The organism is Aureimonas psammosilenae (assembly GCF_009176975.1).
Lineage (GTDB): Bacteria > Pseudomonadota > Alphaproteobacteria > Rhizobiales > Rhizobiaceae > Plantimonas > Plantimonas psammosilenae.
Genome location: NZ_WEZG01000001.1, coordinates 749,279 through 766,454, shown reverse-complemented (window position 1 = coordinate 766,454; position 17,176 = coordinate 749,279). Strand labels below are relative to the sequence as shown.

The window sequence follows — 17,176 nt, the reverse complement described above, 5'->3', positions numbered from 1 at the left end:
GCCCGGTCAGGGCCGCACGTCGATCGTGCCTTCCACCTTCTCGAGTTCGACCCGGTTATCGCCGACCTCCAGCCAGACTTGCCAACGGCCGGGCACCGGCAAGGCCGCGTTGGCCTGCCAGAGACCGTTGCCGGACCTGACGCCGGCTTGGCGAACCGGCGGAACCCGGCCGGCGGGATCGGTGAAGACAAAGGTGACGCCTTTGGGATCGATGGGCACGTAGTCGATCGTGGACAAGGCGGCACTCGCCTCCACCGGGCCGGCGCGCCCCGGGCGAAGCGTCACTTCCGCCGCCAGCCGACCGGTGACGAGATAAGCCACAGCCGGCTGGCGCGCCGCTTCCTGAAGCGCGCGCGGCGGGGGCGTAAAGCGCCAGAAGGCCACGACGGCGAGGACCAGAAGCACCAGCGCCAGTTCCATGCCGATGAGGCCCACCATGCGCTCGCGCACCGTCCGGTCCGCCCCACCCGCCACGGCCGGCGTCAGGCTCCAGCGGTTGGCGGCGGCCAGAAGCAGAAGCAGCGACACGAGACCGAGCTTGGCCACCAGCACCCAGCCATAGGCCGTGTCGAACAGCGCGTCCGGCTCGCGCACCTGCACGACGCCGAGCAACACCCCGGACGCGACGAGGGCCAGGAGAACGAAGGGAATGGCGGCGGAAAAGCGCTTCAGCGCGGCCCTTCCCTCTTCGCGGCCGCCCTGGATGGCGAGCGCGAGCGGCAGGAGGCTGCCGACCCAGAAGGCGATGGCGAGGGTATGGAGAAACACGGCGGGCCGGGTCGCCCATTGCGGCGGCGCGGCGGAGGCATGGCCGGAGGCGGCGAGCGAAAGGCCAGCGCCCAGAAAAGAGAGACCCGCCAGCACCGTGCCGATGCGCCCGCCGGGCAGGAATGCCGCGGCGAGCCCGAGAAGAAAGGACACTGCCGCGATGCCGAGAGTTCGGCCGAAGGAGGTTTCGGCCCCCGCCGCCCAGCTATCCGGCTGGAAAAAGGCGCCGATGGACGCGCCGAGCGCATCGAGCCCTTGCGCGGCGAGCGCGACCGGCACCGCGACAAGGCCGAGAACGAGAAAAACCCGCACGACGCGGCGTGCGGCAGACTCGAAGGGCTGGATCGCGGCGCCATAAGCGAGGCCACCGATCCCGACAAACAGGCCGAGGTAAAGCAGGAGCTTGGAAGAAAACACCAAAGCCGCCACCGGCCAGTCGGGCGCATCGCCGCGCCCCGGCGTGCCGCTCGGCGCACCCACCGAGAACAGCACCGACCCGCCGACCGGGTGGCTGTCGGCCGAGACGATGCGATAGCGGATCGCGTGCGTCCCCTCGGCCATGTTCGCGGGCACCGCGACCGACACGTCCGTCCCGTCGACCTCGGCCCCCTTCAGGGCGACGGTTTCGCCGGTCGGCGCGGCGAGCGAAAGGCTCATCAGCTTCACCGGCTCGGAAAAGCGTAAAGTCAGGCGTGTCGGCGCAGTTTGCAGCACCTCGTTGTCGGCGGGCTCGGCGGACACCAGCGTCGCATGGGCGCGTGCCTCGGTCGCAAGGCCGAGACACAGGAACGGCAACGCCAACACGGCGACCAAGACTGCTGCCAAGGCCCGCGCCGATTGGCACCCGGCAGCGATACGCCGCCGGATGCCTGATCCATGAGACTGCACCCTCACTCGCCGTCCTTGGAATCGGCGGCGGTCATCTTCTCGACCTGGAGGTAGACCTCCACCGCGCCGCCCTTTTCGAAGATCAGCGTGAGGGGAACCTTGTCGCCGGTCTTCAGCGGAGCCTTCAGATCGGTGAGCATCAGGTGGAAACTGCTCGGCTTGAAGGCCACCGTCTGGCCGGGCGGGATTTCGACGCCGCCGGTGACGGGGCGCATCGTCATCACCCCGTCCTTCACCGCCATCTCATGCACTTCCACTTTCGCGGAAGCGGGAGAGGTCGCGGAAACGAGGCGATCGGGCGTCGAGCCTTCGTTCTTCAAGGTCAGGTAGCCGGCCCCGACCTTGGCGCCGGGCGGCGTCGCGCGGCTCCAGGGGTGGCCGATCTCGACCGAACCGGCCTTGAACTCGTGGGCGAAGGCGGACGGCGAGAAGGCGAGAAGGCTGAGGGCGAAAACCGCGGCGGCGCGGGTGAAAACGGACATGGAATGACTCCCAAGCGAAGGATCGAGCGGGCGCGCAGCCATCTTGCTCGATGCCTCCTTCAAGCTGGATTTGCCGGTGCGATCCACCGGCGACGGATGGGCTCGTCGTCAGGCCGACGGAGGCGGCGCACGCGCCCACGCGCCCGGCCAGTCGAACCCGACCCCGTCGATGCGAACGAAAGGATAGGCGAGCCGTTCCGCAACCGCTGGGGCAACGAACAGCGGAACGCCTTCCGGCGGCATTCCCGCGGATCGATCCGCGCCGGCCGGGCAGCCGAGCTTGCAGCAGTCGAGCCTCCCCGCCCCGTGCGGGCCGCCGTGATCCGCCGGTGACGGATCGTGCGCCTCGGAATGGCAAAGAACGTTGCCGAAGCGATCCAGCGCGACGGGGGCGGCCTCAGCCCCGATGCCGAATGCGAGAAGCAGCCCCTGCAAGGCGAACAGAAGGACGGCGAGTTCAGCCGTCCATCTCTTCGAGCCAAGGGCGCGCGTCGCAGTCACGTATCGGAACCTTCGAAAGGACAAGTCGTCGGACAAGGCGACGGGTGCCGGTCGGATCGGCTGTAGCAGGCGCTCGGCGCAATTGAAATGCGGCGGGACCGCGCTTCAACCCCGCCGTTCGGACTGCGGCAGCACAAAAGGCACGCCGGCCGGCGGGACGACGCCGACGCGTAGCGTCACGTCGAAGACCGAGCGCAGCATGTTGTCGCGAACGACCGTTGCCGGCGTGCCGTCCGCATCGATCCGCCCACCTGCGACAACGACCAGGCGGTCGGCATAAGCAGTCGCGAGGTTGAGGTCGTGCAGGATGGCGACGGCGCAGCCGCCTTTCTCCGCAAACTCCCGCGCGATGGCGAGAACACCGAGCTGGTGGCGCAGATCCAGCGAGGACACCGGCTCGTCCAGGAACAGGAGGCGCGGCTCGCCCGCTTCCACCGGTTCGCCGATCTGGCACAGGACGCGGGCGAGATGGACACGCTGGCGCTCGCCACCCGACAGTTCGTTGTAGAAGCGGCCGGCGAAGCCTTCGAGCTCGACGCGGGCCAGCGCGCGCGCCACCGCTTTCGGATCGTGACGACGCCCGCCGGCTTCCAGCCCGAGGCGCACGACTTCCGCCACCGTGAAGGGAAAGGCGAGCGCCGAGCTTTGCGGCAGAACCGCCCGGCGGCGCGCCAGCGCGGCCGGCGACAGATGCGCGATGTCCTGCCTGCCGAGAAGCACACGGCCCGCGCCGGGCGCGAGTTCCCCCGTCATCAGCTTCAAAAGCGTCGATTTGCCGGCCCCGTTCGGCCCGACGATCACCGTCAACTCGCCCGCCCGAAGCGAAAGGGAAACGCCGTCGATGACGCGCCGGCCGCGATAGCCGGCCGAGACGTCCTGAAGTTCGACGAGCGGCGCGCGGTCAGTCACTGCCGAGGCCTCGCGAGCGCAGGAGAATCCAAAGAAAGACCGGCGCGCCGAGCGCGGCGGTGAGGATGCCGATGGGAAGTTCGGCGGGCGCGACGATCAAACGGGCGACCATGTCGGCCAGAAGCAGGAGAACGCCGCCGCCAAGCGCGGATGCCGGCAGGAGCCAGCGGTGATCGGGGCCGATGGCGAGCCGCAGCAAGTGCGGCACCACGATGCCGACGAAGCCGATGACGCCCGACACCGCGACCGCCGCGCCGGTGGCGAGCGCCACCACGACGACGGTGCAGCGCTTCAGCACTTGAACGCGGATGCCGAGATGGAACGCTTCCGCTTCGCCGAGAACGACGCCGTTTAACCCGCGCGCCAGGAACGGCGCGGCGAGAAGCGCGGCGAGCATCATGGGCGCCGCCGCCGCGAGCTTCGTCCAGCTCGCGCCGCCGAGCCCGCCGAGGCTCCAGAACGTCAGGTCGCGAAGCTGGTTGTCGTCGCTGAGATAAACCAGAAGCCCCGTCCCGGCGCTCGCGAAGGCGCCGAGCGCGATGCCGGCGAGCAGCATCAAGGCCATGGAGGAGCGCCCTTCCCGCGTGCCGACGCGGTAGATCACGATCGTCGCCAGAAGACCGCCGGCAAACGCGAAGACGGGTAAGGTATAGATCCCGAGGACGCTCGCGACCGGTGCCAGAACGCCGCCCGACAGAACGATCGCCGCGACCGCCGCGAAGGCAGCCCCGCTCGACACGCCGACAAGGCCGGGATCGGCGAGCGGATTGCGGAAAAGACCCTGCATCATGGCCCCGACGCTGGCGAGCGCTGCGCCGACGAGAAGACCGAGAAGAACGCGCGGCAGGCGGATCTGCCAGACGATCATCCGCTCGGCCAAAGGCGCATCGCCTGCCCATGGGCCATCGGACAGGACCGAAACCACTTTAGCCGGCGACAGCATGGCGGGTCCCGTTCCAAGCGCCAGCACCGTCACGGTAAGAAGCGCCAGACCCAACAGAAACGTGACGAGCCGCGCCCGCCCGCTGCGGTCGCCGCTTGCCGGGAAGTCAGCGGGCACCGGCGGCCAGGAGGTTCTTTTCGGGATAAAGCTTGGCGGCGAGATCACGCACGGCGGCCGGCGTGCGGGGGCCGAAGCCGAGGAGATAGGCCGCATCCATGCGGATCACCGCGCCGGACTGCCCGGCGGGCGTCGCGGCGAGCGCCGGCACGCTCATCGGATCGGGCGCGTTGGACGGGCCGGCGCGGCTCACGAGGAGGATGACGTCCGGTGCCAAGGCAGCGAGCGCTTCCGTGGACAGCGTCTTATAGCCCTTCACGTCGCCGAAGACGTTCTCAGCCCCCGCCAGTCGGATCACCGCGTCCGCGCCGGTGTCCGATCCGGCAGCGTTCGGCCTGCCATCCACCAGCGACAGGATGAAAAGGACGCGGCGCTTGCGTTCGATTTGTCCAAGGCTGGCGGCAAGGCTCGCGAACTCGCCGTCGATGCGGTTCGCCATCTCCTCGCCCTTTGCAGCATTGCCAACAACCGATGCGACCTTCACCACCTTCTCATGCAATTCCGCGACCGAATGGCCGGTCGGCACATGCTCCACCCGGACGCCCGAAGCATCCAGAAGCGCCACCGCCTCCTTCGGCCCTGCCCCCTCGTCCATCAGCACGAGATCGGGCGACAAGGACAGGACGCCCTCGGCGGACAGGGCGCGCATGTAGCCGACATTGGGCTTCCGGCCGAGCGCCTCAGGCGGAAACAGGCTGGTGGTGTCGACGCCGACGACGCGGCTTTCCTGCCCGAGCGCGTAGAGGATTTCGGTCACCGCCCCGCCGATGGAGACGACGCGGGAGGGCGCGGCGGCTTCCTCTGCCCAAACGGACGCCATCGGCGAGAGAAGAAGAGCGACGGCGAGCGAAAAAGACCGCATGGCTTTCTGTTTCCGTTTCGAAGAATGGCGCACTGCCTAGAACCGGGCAAGCGGTGGCCCGTTCCGGCGACAAGGGTTCGACACGTTCGTTATCCCGCCCTTGCTGGCGCGGCAACGGTTGATCGAAACAAAACTTCGCTAGTTTAGAACTATTTCAATTAAAGAAGCCGTCTTTCAATTCTTTAATTAGAATAACTCCATGTTATGTTTCTTATTTCTTTGAATAATACATTGACTCTACATCATGACCGTCAATAGAACCCCCATGCGAAAGCGGACGGCAGGGGCGCCGGACGCTGATGCAGGCGGGCGGGCCCGCCGTGTTCGGAAAATCATTCTTCAAAGGGGGTTTGACGCCATGTCCGACAGGATTCGGCACCTCTTGTTCGGCGCTGCAGTCGTGGCGTTGCTTGGCGGAGGGCAGGCTCTCGCCCAGTCGCCCACGGCGCGCACGGCCGACGACGAACCGGGCGACGGCGTTCAAACGGAGATCGAACTCGAGACCGTGACGGTAGACGCGCGTGCCAGGGTCCGCAATCCGACGGCACCGGCCGGCACCGCGACCACCCGGACGACGACGCGCGAGGCGATCGACAATCGCCAGATCAACAACATCCAGGATATCGGGCGCACGGAGGAAGCAGGGGTTTCCTTCAACCGCACCAACAACAGCGTCAACATTCGCGGCCTCGACGGCTCGCGCGTCCTCACCACGGTGGACGGGGTGCGCGTGCCCTATCTGTCGGACGCGACGCGCGGCGCGGTGGGGGGCGTCAATTCCTTCGACTTCAACTCGCTATCGGCGTTCGACCTGACGCGCGGCGCCGATCCGCTGCTCGGCAACGGCGCGCTCGGCGGCGTTCTCGCCATCCGCACGCTCGATCCCGACGACATCCTGAAGGACGGCAGGAAGGTGGGCTACCTCACCAAGAACGGCTATGACGGGGTGGACGATTCCTGGTTCACCAGCCACGCGGCGGCAACGCGCGTCGGCGACACGTCGCTGATCCTGCAAGGCGGTTATCGCGACGGTCACGCCATCGACAACCAGGGGGGCGGCGACGCTCTCTCGACCCTTCGCACCGCGCCGAACCCGCGCGACTACGACCAGTACAATCTTCTCGGCAAGCTTTACCAGGATGTGGAAGGCGGCCACCGCTTCGGCATCACCGGCGAAATCTTCGACCGGAACGAGGACATCAACACCCGCACGCTGCAGACCGCGACAGGCAACTATCGGCGCGACAACCATTTCAGCGGCGAAGACCTGAAGCGCCGCAAGGTGGCGCTGACCTACGATCTCGATGCGCCGGAGCCGGGCTCGGGCTGGTTCGACGACGCCTCCGCCGTCCTTTACTACCAAGACGTGGAGCGCCACACGACGGTCGATGCCTTCCGCTCTACCTCCGTGATCGGCCCCTTCTCGCGCGACAATTCCTACGATGAGGAAAGCATCGGCTTCACCGGCTATGCCGCGCGCGACTGGCAACTCGGCGGCGTCGGTAACCGCTTCACCTTCGGCGGCGAGGTCTACGGCACGAAGACCACGCAATATTCCGCCGGCGCGGACGGCTGCGCGACGGCGACGCGGCCCTCCGATATCAGGGCCTGCACCAACCTCCACACCAACCAGGCCGACACGCCGCAGGTCGACAGCCGGGTCGTCGGCTTCTACGCCGAAAACGAGACGCGCTTCCTCGACAACCGGCTGCGCGTCACGCCGGGCCTGCGCTTCGACTGGTACGAGCACGAGCCCAAGCTCACCGACGAATATCGCGACAGCGCGGCCTTCAACGGCACCGTTCCCGACGGCTCGAACGACGTCGCCCTGTCGCCGAAGGTGCTGGTGGAATACGACATCATTCCAAGCCTCACCGCCTATGGCCAGTATACGCAAGGTTTCCGCGCACCCACCGCCGGCGAGTTGTTCGGCCGCTTCGGCGCGGTCGGCACATATCTGCGGACCGGCAACCCGGACCTCGACCCGGAAACAAGCAGCGGCTTCGACGTCGGCCTTCGCTACGGCGACAAGGACCTCGGCGCGCAGGTGAATCTCTTCACCACGCATTACGACAACTTCATCGACACAGTTCTCGTCGCCCCGCCCGGCGGCAACTACCCGCAAGGCGGCATCACGAGCTATCGCAACATCCCGAACGCACGCATCTCGGGCGTCGAGCTTTCCGGCCATGCCCGCTTCCTGGACCATTGGCGGGCGCGGGCGTCCGTCGCCTACCAGGAAGGCGAGAACCTCACCGACGACGTTTATCTCGACTCGATCCCGCCGCTGACGGCGATCCTGGCGCTCGGCTACGATCGCACCACCTGGGGCGGCGAGGTGTCCACCAAGCTCGCGGACCGGCGCGACAAGGTGGATGACGGCTTCAATGCCCCGAGCTACGGCGTGGTGGACTTCACGGCCTGGGTGTCGCCGGAGCGCCTGCCGAACCTGAAGCTTGCAGGCGGCGTCTTCAACATATTCGACAAGACCTATTACGACGCGGTCAACGTGCCGGACGATCCCTCGCGCACCCAGCCGCGCCTTTATTATTCCGAGCCCGGCCGCTCCTTCAAAGTGAACATGACCGTCCAGTTCTGAAGCATGGGCTTGGCCATGGGCGGGGTGACAAACGGCGCTCCCCGCTGCATGTCTGCCTTCCGGCCACCCTCGGCCCACGAGCACCCACCATGCTTCCCTGGATACATCTCGACAAGGCGGCCGTTCCCGGCGGCGACACCGAACTCCTCCTGATGCGGCGGGGCACGGAGTTCTCGATCATGCTCGGCGGCAACGAGTTGATGAACAGCCGCCTCAGCGGCTCGGAGGAAGCGCTGGCCGATCTCGCCTGCGGGCGCATTGCCGGGCGAAGCCAGCCGCGCATCCTGATCGGCGGGCTTGGCATGGGCTTCACGCTGCGCGCCGCGCTCGCCGCCCTGTCACCCGACGCGCATGTCACCGTCGCCGAACTCGTGCCGGCAGTGGTGGCCTGGGCCAAAGGGCCGATGGCACCGGTGTTCGACGGCTGCCTCGAAGACCCGCGCGTCGCGATCCACGAAGGCGACGTCGCCGGCGCGATCACGGCTGCGCGGGCGACGTTCGACGCGATCCTTCTCGATGTCGACAACGGGCCGGACGGGCTGACGAGCGCGGCGAACGACGGGCTCTACGGCTTGGCCGGACTTCGCGCGGCGGCCCGAGCGCTGCGACCGGGAGGCGTGCTGGCCGTCTGGTCGGCGGGACAGGACCCACGCTTCACCGCCCGGCTCGGGCAAGCCGGTTTTGCCGCGGAAGCCGTCAAGGTTCGCGCCAACGGCAAACGCGGCGGCGCCCGCCACGTCATATGGCTGGCGAGCGCCGGCAAAGAGAGCGCTTCGGCCAAACAACGCGGCTAAGAGCCCGTTTGGAAACTCCGCCGGGTCGGTCCGGCGGGTCTTTTCCTCCCCCATTTCGTTGCCAATCCTCGCCGATGCCGCCGGCATCGACTGCGTTTGGCGCCTCACGGGAACGAAAAATCCCTCGCCGGCTCTCCGCCGGTGAATTTTCAAACAGGCTCTCAACGAAAGGCATCGCCCGGCTTTCAGCGGTCGAGGGCGACCGCGATTGTGTCGCACTGCCCCTATGACACCGGGCGCATCGCTCCACGTTAGCCGGGTTCGCTATTTCGGAGAACCCCATGACAGACGACACCGCCGTTCAGGCACGCCGCCGCGAGATCGCGTCCGAGCATATCCTGTTCAAGCTGATCGAATATGTCGAGAAGCAGCATCCCGGTCTTCTCGACCATATCGAGGGGAGTCTCGACCATCTCGGTGATCCGGCCAAGGACGAGACGAAGGACGACGATGCCGTGCGCGAGATCGCCCGCAAGATGCTGAAGGGCGCGCGGCACGAACTCGGCAAATAGAGGCAAAGCCGTCGGACAATGAAACCGTCGCGGCGATGTTCGGGCGTGGACGCGCCGCCGGTCGACCGGCGCAGATTGTCGCGGCAGGCCAAGGAATCCTTCGCCTGTCGGCATTGCGGAAGTCAGCTACGCATTCACCGCCCGGCGGGCGATGGACGACCCTGAGCCTCGCCCTTTCTCCGGCTTCCTTGATGAACCATTCCGGTTCCGCTTCGGGAGGCTTCCATGCACCGCCGCCAAATCCTTTCCACCGCCGTCGCCATGTCGGCGCTTCTCGTCGCCCCAGCCGTTTTCGCGCAGGAAACCACGAAGACAACCGATCCCGAAAAGATGGGCGAGGCCGAAACCAAGCACGCGATGGAGACCATGAAGGTCGGCGCTCTGTCGCTTGCCACCAGCCGCATCGCCGAGAAGAAGGACACCGGCCCCATGGTGGCGCAGTTCGCGATGTTCGAGGTCGCCGAACAGGAAACCATCGCCGACGTCCTGAAGTCCATGAAGATGGACGAGAGCGCCGCCAAGGGCACCGTCGCCAAACCGAGCGACGCCGAGGTGATGGGCATGCTCGACGCCGAAGGCAAGCAGATGGTGGAGAAGCTCCAGGCCCTTTCTGGCAAGGAATTCTCGAAGATGTACGTGATTGCCCAGACCGAAGGCCACCAGAAGCTTCTCGACATTCAGGAGGAGTATCTGAAGGTCGGCAAGAACCGCGAGCACCTGAACGTCACGAAACTCGCGCGCGGCCAGATCAAGGAGCACCTGAAGCTCCTCGCCGATCTCAAGACCGAACTCGGCTGAGCTTTTCGCTCGAAAACCGGAAGGGGCATGTCTTTCCCTTCCGGCCCGGATGCCCTTGCCCTCAGCGGAGTTTGGGTTCGCTCGGGGCCGTGCCGTTCCAGGTGATCGGCGCGACCACCGACAGCGAGGTCGCCGGCGAGCCGTCGATGATGCGGGTGGTGCGCGCGACATAAACGAGGCTGCCATTCGTCTTGTCGAAGATGCGGTCGATCTCCAGCGACTTGAAGATCAGCGAGCGGCGCTCGTCGAAGACGCCCTCCCCGCTTTCGCCGTCGCTGATCGGCTCGTTAAAGGAGATCGGCCCCGTCTGGACGCAGGACACGCTGGCGATCGACGGGTCTTCGGCGATGCCGACGGCGCCCCTGAGGCCCCCGGTGCGCGGCCGCGCGACATAGCAACTGACGCCGGCGATCTTCGGGTCCTCGAAGGCCGTGATGACGATCTTGTGGTTCGGGCCGAGGAGCTTGAAGCCCGTCGAGACCTCGCCGACATCGCGGGCCGAAGCGGCCCCGGAAAGAACGGTCGCCGCCAGGGCCGCAACCCAAAACCCTTCACGCATCATGCCTTCAAACTTCCGCTCGACATTCACATCCACGATCCGAAACGGTCGGATGGATGGAATATAGGGTCGTCATGTCGCCTGCGCTTGCGGAACCGCCCCGCGATTCATCGACTGGCGTTCCTCGGCGGTCTGGCGAATGGCGGCCGCGACGCTCGGCTGGCGGCTCATGAAGAGATCGAAGTCGCGCCGTTCCAGCACCAGAAGCTGGCAATAGTCGACGGCCGTGACATCGGCGCTGCGCCGCGTGTTGTCGAGGAGCGCCATCTCGCCGAAGATCGCGCCGGCCCGCAGATCGACGCTGCCGCCCTGCGTTTCCACCTCCACCCGGCCTTCCGACAGGAAATACATTCCGTCGGGCCGGTCGCCGCGCCGGATGATGCGCGTGCCGGGCGCGGCGGTGCGCGGTTGAAACAAGAGAAGCAGCGCGTCCCGGTCTTTCGCCGGCACGCCGGCCAGAAGCGGAAAGGTCGCGAGCAGCGCATCGATCCTCAGCGTGCGCTGTTCGCGCCGCGCTTCAGCGCGCTGCCGGCCGGCTTCGAGATCGGCTTCCAGGCGCGCGAACTGAGCGCGACCGAAGGCGGATAAGCCTGCACTCCCAAACCGGGCTTCCAGCCGGTCGGCGATGACCGTCGCGCTCTTGTTGAAGGTGATCGACAGAAGCGCCGCGGCCAGAACCAGATCGCGTCCTTCGCTCGGCAGAAGACCGAGGCTGAGCCCGAGGCCGACGAGGATGAAGGAGAACTCGCCGATCTGCGACAGGCTGGCGGCGATCCTCAGCCCCATGACGAGCGGGTAGCGCAGCGCCAAAACGATGCCGAGCGAGATCAACGCCTTGCCGAGGATCACCACGAGCAGCGTCGCGGCGACGGCGAGCGGTTCTCGAGCGATGATGCTCGGGTCGAACAACATGCCGACCGACACGAAGAACAGAACGGAAAAGGCGTCCTGCAACGGCAGCGATTCCGCCGCCGCGCGATGGCCGAAATGCGATTCGGACAGAACCACGCCCGCGAAAAAGGCGCCGAGCGCGAAGGACACGCCGAAGAGTTCGGCCGAGCCGACCGCGATGCCGACGGCGATCGCCAGCACCGACAGGGTGAAGAGCTCGCGCGATCCGGTGCGCGCCACTTCGCCCAAGATCCAGGGCAGAAGCCGCGGCCCGATCAGGATCGCCAGCGCGACGAAAGCCGCCACCTTGCCGAGCGTCACTGCGAGTTGCAGGGCGAACGGCCCGCCCTCGCCGCCTGCACCATGGGCGGCGCCGGCCGCGATCGCGTGGCCGCCGAGCGGTTCGGCGATGGCCGGCAGAAGCACGAGCGCCAGCACCATCGCGAGATCCTCGACGATCAGCCAGCCCACCGCGACGCGCCCCGCCGGCGTATCGAGCCGGTTGCTTTCCTCCAGCGCTTTCAGAAGCACCACGGTGGACGCGACCGACAAGGCGAGGCCGAACACCACGCCCGCGCCCACGCCCCACCCGAAGAACCAGGCCAGCGCCATGCCGAGAAGCGTCGCCAGCGCGATCTGCGCCAGCGCGCCCGGAACGGCGATGCGCCGCACCGCCATGAGGTCGGGGATCGAGAAGTGAAGCCCGACGCCGAACATCAGAAGGATGACGCCGATTTCCGCGAGCTGTCCGGCCATCGCCGAATCGGCCTGCAGGCCCGGCGTGAAGGGCCCGGCGAAGACGCCGGCGATAAGATAGCCGACAAGCGGCGGCAGGCGCAGGCGGCTCGCGATATAGCCGAATACGATGGCGAGCGCGAAGCCGATGGCGATCGTGGCGATCAGTTGCGTTTCGTGCAAAAACCCGTTCCCCGACTGCCCGACACGGCGCGAGCATAGCCTGCGACGGGCTGAGGGCAACGGTTTCGGCGCGGCTTCTTCAACGCGCGAAAGGCTTTCCCACTGAGGCCGATCATTCTCGGTCTGACCGCAGGCGCGGCCGCCCTCCGAGGCCGGTCCGTGAGGCAAAATGGCTCGGCCCGCCTATCCAATTCGCAAACCTCCATAGATACGATCGCCGCTGGCGGCGCGGGTTTCCCTTGGCCGCCGAGAAGGACATGGCATTGGACGACCTGAGTGACGACGTCGAAGCCGCCGAAGCGCTCGTGCTGGAGCCCTTGGCGGACTTTCCCCATATCGATCTTCGAACGCCCGGCGAGCCTTGGGAAAAGCGCCGAGCCGCCGGCAAGGTGCTGCGCGAGGCGGTGCCGCACAGCGCCCATGGCCCAAGCGAACCGATACGCAAACGGCCCGATCCCGTTCGGCTGATCGAGCGCGCCCATAAGGGGCGGCAGGCGGACCTCGTTCCGCTGCGGGTCGCGCGGATGGCGAGTTCGCCCTTCGCGTTTCTGCGCGGCACGGCCCATGTCATGGCCTGGGATCTGGCACAGATGCCCAATACCGGCATCGACGTGGTTCTCGACGGCGACGCCCATATCGCGAATTTCGGCCTGTTCGGCACGCCGCAGGGCGATATGGTTCTCGACCTCAACGATTTCGACGAAGTGACGATCGGCCCCTGGGAATGGGACCTGAAACGCCTCGTCGCCAGCATCGTCGTGGCGGCGCGGGCGTCGAAAGCGCATCGCGGCGAGCGCCGGGCGGCGGTAGAGGCGGCGGTGACCGGATACCGGCAAACGGTGGCGGACCTGGCCCCTCTCGGCTCCATCGAGGTGTGGGGGCGCATGGCGCTCGCGACCGACCTGAACTTCGCCGGCGTGTCGATGGACGAGGCGTCGCGGGCGATCATCGAAAAGGCCGTCCAGAAAGCCCGCCGCCGCAACAATCGCAGCCTCCTCGACCAGATCGTGGAGCGGCAGGTGAACGGCGGTTGGCGCTTCAGGCAGGACGCGCCGATCCTCACCCGCGTCGACGAGGAAACGCGCCAAGCTGTCACGACAGGGCTCGAGCACTATGCCGACACCCTGCCGCGCGAGCGCCGCTTCATGCTGAACCGCTACCATGTCGTGGATGTCGCGCACCGCGTGGTCGGCGTCGGCAGCGTCGGCACGCGGGCCTATGTCGCGATGCTATGCGGCAATTCCGATCTCGACGTCCTCTTCCTGCAGGTCAAGGAAGCGGTGACGCCGGCGCTCGCCCCTTACGTTCCCGGCATGCCGGCGCCCTACAACGACCATGAGGGCGAGCGCGTCATCTACGGCCAACGCCTTCTCCAGGCAGTCGGCGACCCGTTGCTCGGCTGGACGTCGATCGCGGGGCGACCGTTCTATGTCCGGCAGATGAAGAACATGAAGGGCGACATCCCGGCAAGCTGCATGAGCGGACGCCCGCTCCAGTTCTTCGCCTACGCCTATGGCGCGCTTCTGGCCCGCGCCCATGCGCGCACCGGCGACGCCGCCGCCATTTCCGGCTATTGCGGCGGCAACCACAACACCACCTTCGCCAACGCCCTGACGGACTGGGCCGAAAGCTACGCCGATCAGAACGAGGCGGACCACTCCCGCCTGGTCGAGGCGATCGAGGAAGGCCGCCTCACCGCCGCAGCGGACCCCTGTCTTTGATCGAAGGGTTCAGTTCGGGAAACCAAGGCCTATCGCAGGGAACCCCCGCCCCGTTTCACGACGGGGCCTTTGGCCCGCGGATCAGGGAACGCCACTGGTAAACGGGACAGCACCGACCGACTTCCGGCTCCCGGAATCAGGAAACCCAATCGAACTGACTGCCGTCATCATGTGAGGAGAAACTGGTACGCCCAAGGGGAATCGAACCCCTGTTTGCGCCGTGAGAGGGCGCCGTCCTAACCGCTAGACGATGGGCGCGTTGCCAGTGTGTGGGTCATATAGCCGGGGTCATGGCGGAGCGCAAGCGCCTTGTTGGGCCTCGCGTCAGGGCCGTTTCAGCTCGTAGCGCGACAGCACCCGGCCCGTGGACAGATCGATGCGAAGGATGCGCTCCACCTCGTTCTCGCGAAGGCGGAGCAGCATCTCCCCGTCCCCGGTCGCCATGTCCTCAACGAGGGAGCCGGCCGGAATCTCGATCGGCAGAACGCGGGTCGGGTCACCGCCCGAGCGATCCGTCGTGATCTTGTAGACAACAGCCGCCAGCACGGCCATAACCGCCGCAAAGGTCACCCCGATCGAAATCACGAGCAGCCGGACCATCTTGCGGCGCAGGCGCTCCGTCGCCGGGTCCAGCGGCTTGTCCGCCTCGTCGCCGAGCTCCGCATTCGCCATGGCATCATCCCATCCAGTCGAGGGCGACATGCCCGATCAAGCTCCTAGCCTCGGCCCCTCCGGCGAAGCAAGCCGCTTCACCGTGACGGAGGAGGCCGGCGGCACACGGCTCGATCAATTCCTCGCTTCCCGGCTGGATGGGGCGCTGTCGCGATCGCGCGTGCAAGGGGTGATCGAGGCCGGCGGGGTCAGCGTGGACGGCAAGCCAACGGCAAGCGCCAAGCGCCGCATGGTGGCCGGCGAGGTCGTGGAGATCGCCGTGCCGGAAGCCGCCGAGCCCGATCCATTCCCCGAGGATATTCCGCTCGACATCCTCTTCGAGGACGATTCGCTCGTGGTTCTCGACAAGCCGGCCGGGCTCGTCGTCCATCCGGGCGCCGGCAACTGGACCGGCACGCTCGTCAACGCGCTTCTGCACCATTGCGGCGACAGCCTGTCGGGCATCGGCGGCGTGAAGCGGCCGGGCATCGTCCACCGGCTCGACAAGGATACGAGCGGCGTGATGGTGGTAGCCAAGACCGATCTCGCGCACCGGTCCCTGTCGGAGCAGTTCGCCGCCCATGGCCGCGACGGGCGGATGGAACGCGCGTATCTCGCCCTCGTCTGGGGCGTGCCGACACGGCCGAAGGGGCGCATCGACGCGGCGCTCGGCCGATCCACCGCGGACCGCCTGAAGCGGCAGGTCGTGCCCGAAACGCGCGCCGACGCCCGCCACGCCGTCACGCAGTTCGAGGTTCTGGGGAAGGACGCGAGCGGCGAGGTGTCGCTCGTGCGCTGCATCCTGGAAACCGGGCGCACGCACCAGATCCGGGTGCATATGGCCCATATCGGCCATCCGCTCGTCGGCGACGAACTCTATGGGAAGTCGCTCCGCACCAAGGCGCGCAAGCTCCCCGAACCCGCCTCCTCCCTTGTCGGCGCCTTCGCGCGCCAGGCGCTCCACGCCCATCGCCTCGGCTTCGTGCATCCCATGACGGGCGAAGAGATGCGCTTCGAAACGCCGGTTCCCACCGATATGGCGGCGATCATGGAGGCACTTCGCCTTTCCACATGAACGAAGGTTTAGGTGCGTCACCATGCGCGATGCAGCATAATCGGCATTCGATCGTTAACATCTCTGACGACAGTCGGTGAACGGTTCGTTCGAAGAATGAGGCGGCCGTCTTCGATGAAATTTGACGGCGCGATCCCCATCTGAAGCTACGCGGGGGTGGGTGAAAAGCGATCTCCGCGCGCGGCCGGCTCGATTGGAGCGGCCGATATCGAACATGGAGGGTGCATCATGGCCCGAGCCAATCTGCCGAGCATCGCGTCGGGTGAAGGTGGTCTCAGCCGCTACCTGGAAGAGATCCGCCGGTTCCCGATGCTGGAGCCGCAGGAAGAATACATGCTGGCCAAGCGCTATGCCGAGCACGAGGACCGCGACGCGGCTTCCCGGCTGGTCACGAGCCATCTGCGTCTCGTTGCCAAGATCGCCATGGGCTATCGCGGCTACGGCCTGCCGATCGGCGAGGTCGTGTCGGAAGGCAATGTCGGCCTGATGCAGGCGGTGAAGCGCTTCGACGCCGATCGCGGCTTCCGCCTCGCCACCTACGCGATGTGGTGGATCAAGGCGGCGATCCAGGAATATATCCTGCGCTCGTGGAGCCTCGTGAAGATGGGCACCACGGCGAACCAGAAGCGCTTGTTCTTCAACTTGCGCAAGATGAAGAGCCGTATCCAGGCCCTGGACGAAGGGGACCTTCGCCCCGAACAGGTGAACCAGATCGCGACCTCGCTCGGCGTGTCCGAAGAGGAAGTCGTGTCCATGAACCGCCGCTTGTCCGGCGACGCGTCCCTCAACGCGCCGATCCGCGCGACGGAAGGCGAATCGGGCGAATGGCAGGATTGGCTGGTGGACCAGTCGGACAACCAGGAAGCCATGCTGGTCGAGCAGGACGAGATGGATCAGCGTCGCGGCATGCTGCACGGCGCGCTGGACGTCCTGAACGACCGCGAGCGCCGCATCTTCGAGGCGCGGCGCTTGTCCGAGGAGCCGCTGACGCTGGAAGCTCTGTCGGGTGAGTTCGACATCAGCCGCGAGCGCGTGCGCCAGATCGAGGTGCGCGCCTTCGAGAAGGTGCAGAAGGCAGTGCGCGACACCGCCGAGGCGGCGCGGCGGGCCTTGCGCCCGGTCGCTGCCTGACGGACACGGTAAGGCCCCGACAATCAAAAGCCCCGCCGGAAGCGGGGCTTTTTCGTA

At 66.8% G+C, this 17,176-nt stretch carries 16 protein-coding genes and 1 tRNA gene; 7 read left to right on the top strand and 10 right to left on the bottom strand.

Annotation, left to right across the window (positions count from 1 at the left end; genetic code table 11):
* Window positions 1-6: 6 nt before the first annotated feature.
* From F9929_RS03700 to F9929_RS03675, 6 genes are all read right to left on the bottom strand, one after another.
* Entirely contained in the window at window positions 7-1,593 is a 1,587-nt protein-coding gene (locus F9929_RS03700; protein WP_193227594.1) for a copper resistance CopC/CopD family protein, read from the bottom strand.
* A 65-nt stretch (window positions 1,594-1,658) separates the two neighbouring features.
* On the bottom strand, window positions 1,659-2,138 hold the full coding sequence (locus F9929_RS03695) for a copper chaperone PCu(A)C (RefSeq protein WP_152045153.1): 480 nt from the start codon (window positions 2,136-2,138) through the stop codon (window positions 1,659-1,661).
* A 108-nt stretch (window positions 2,139-2,246) separates the two neighbouring features.
* A complete protein-coding gene (locus F9929_RS03690) occupies window positions 2,247-2,639 on the bottom strand; it encodes a DUF2946 family protein (RefSeq protein WP_152045152.1) in 393 nt (130 codons plus the stop codon).
* A 105-nt stretch (window positions 2,640-2,744) separates the two neighbouring features.
* Entirely contained in the window at window positions 2,745-3,548 is an 804-nt protein-coding gene (locus F9929_RS03685; RefSeq protein ID WP_152045151.1) for a heme ABC transporter ATP-binding protein, read from the bottom strand.
* On the bottom strand, window positions 3,541-4,608 hold the full coding sequence (locus tag F9929_RS03680; RefSeq protein ID WP_235918979.1) for a FecCD family ABC transporter permease: 1,068 nt from the start codon (window positions 4,606-4,608) through the stop codon (window positions 3,541-3,543). Before F9929_RS03680 ends, F9929_RS03685 begins: the two co-directional genes overlap by 8 nt.
* Window positions 4,598-5,470, bottom strand: a complete 873-nt coding sequence (locus F9929_RS03675) for a heme/hemin ABC transporter substrate-binding protein (RefSeq protein ID WP_152045149.1) — start codon at window positions 5,468-5,470, stop codon at window positions 4,598-4,600. Before F9929_RS03675 ends, F9929_RS03680 begins: the two co-directional genes overlap by 11 nt.
* 358 nt (window positions 5,471-5,828) lie before the next feature.
* Between F9929_RS03675 and F9929_RS03670 the strand changes: the two genes are divergently transcribed.
* The 4 genes from F9929_RS03670 to F9929_RS03655 all read left to right on the top strand — a co-directional run bounded on the left by F9929_RS03670 (window position 5,829) and on the right by F9929_RS03655 (window position 10,173).
* Complete coding sequence (locus F9929_RS03670) at window positions 5,829-8,069, top strand: TonB-dependent hemoglobin/transferrin/lactoferrin family receptor (RefSeq protein ID WP_193227593.1); 2,241 nt, start codon at window positions 5,829-5,831, stop codon at window positions 8,067-8,069.
* Window positions 8,070-8,158: 89 nt separating this feature from the next.
* On the top strand, window positions 8,159-8,863 hold the full coding sequence (locus F9929_RS03665) for a polyamine aminopropyltransferase (RefSeq protein WP_152045147.1): 705 nt from the start codon (window positions 8,159-8,161) through the stop codon (window positions 8,861-8,863).
* A 281-nt stretch (window positions 8,864-9,144) separates the two neighbouring features.
* Window positions 9,145-9,375 (top strand): hypothetical protein, encoded by a 231-nt coding sequence (locus F9929_RS03660; RefSeq protein WP_152045146.1) that lies wholly within the window; start codon window positions 9,145-9,147, stop codon window positions 9,373-9,375.
* A 225-nt stretch (window positions 9,376-9,600) separates the two neighbouring features.
* On the top strand, window positions 9,601-10,173 hold the full coding sequence (locus F9929_RS03655) for a DUF4142 domain-containing protein (RefSeq protein WP_235918977.1): 573 nt from the start codon (window positions 9,601-9,603) through the stop codon (window positions 10,171-10,173).
* Window positions 10,174-10,234: 61 nt separating this feature from the next.
* Here the strand turns inward: F9929_RS03655 and F9929_RS03650 are convergent, their stop codons facing one another.
* Together F9929_RS03650 and F9929_RS03645 are read right to left on the bottom strand one after the other, a co-directional pair.
* Complete coding sequence (locus F9929_RS03650) at window positions 10,235-10,732, bottom strand: CreA family protein (protein WP_152045145.1); 498 nt, start codon at window positions 10,730-10,732, stop codon at window positions 10,235-10,237.
* 72 nt (window positions 10,733-10,804) lie between these two features.
* Complete coding sequence (locus F9929_RS03645; RefSeq protein ID WP_152045144.1) at window positions 10,805-12,541, bottom strand: cation:proton antiporter domain-containing protein; 1,737 nt, start codon at window positions 12,539-12,541, stop codon at window positions 10,805-10,807.
* A gap of 257 nt (window positions 12,542-12,798) precedes the next feature.
* Between F9929_RS03645 and F9929_RS03640 the strand changes: the two genes are divergently transcribed.
* Window positions 12,799-14,262, top strand: a complete 1,464-nt coding sequence (locus F9929_RS03640; protein WP_152045143.1) for a DUF2252 domain-containing protein — start codon at window positions 12,799-12,801, stop codon at window positions 14,260-14,262.
* 183 nt (window positions 14,263-14,445) lie between these two features.
* Here F9929_RS03640 and F9929_RS03635 read toward each other — a convergent pair.
* Window positions 14,446-14,520 (bottom strand) — tRNA-Glu (locus F9929_RS03635).
* Between the two features lie 66 nt (window positions 14,521-14,586).
* A complete protein-coding gene (locus F9929_RS03630; protein ID WP_152045142.1) occupies window positions 14,587-14,934 on the bottom strand; it encodes a fimbrial protein in 348 nt (115 codons plus the stop codon).
* A 28-nt stretch (window positions 14,935-14,962) separates the two neighbouring features.
* Between F9929_RS03630 and F9929_RS03625 the strand changes: the two genes are divergently transcribed.
* Together F9929_RS03625 and rpoH are read left to right on the top strand one after the other, a co-directional pair.
* Complete coding sequence (locus tag F9929_RS03625) at window positions 14,963-15,988, top strand: RluA family pseudouridine synthase (protein WP_152045141.1); 1,026 nt, start codon at window positions 14,963-14,965, stop codon at window positions 15,986-15,988.
* Window positions 15,989-16,216: 228 nt separating this feature from the next.
* Window positions 16,217-17,119: an RNA polymerase sigma factor RpoH gene (gene rpoH, locus F9929_RS03620; RefSeq protein ID WP_152045140.1), complete on the top strand. Its 903-nt coding sequence runs from the start codon at window positions 16,217-16,219 to the stop codon at window positions 17,117-17,119.
* Window positions 17,120-17,176 lie beyond the last annotated feature (57 nt).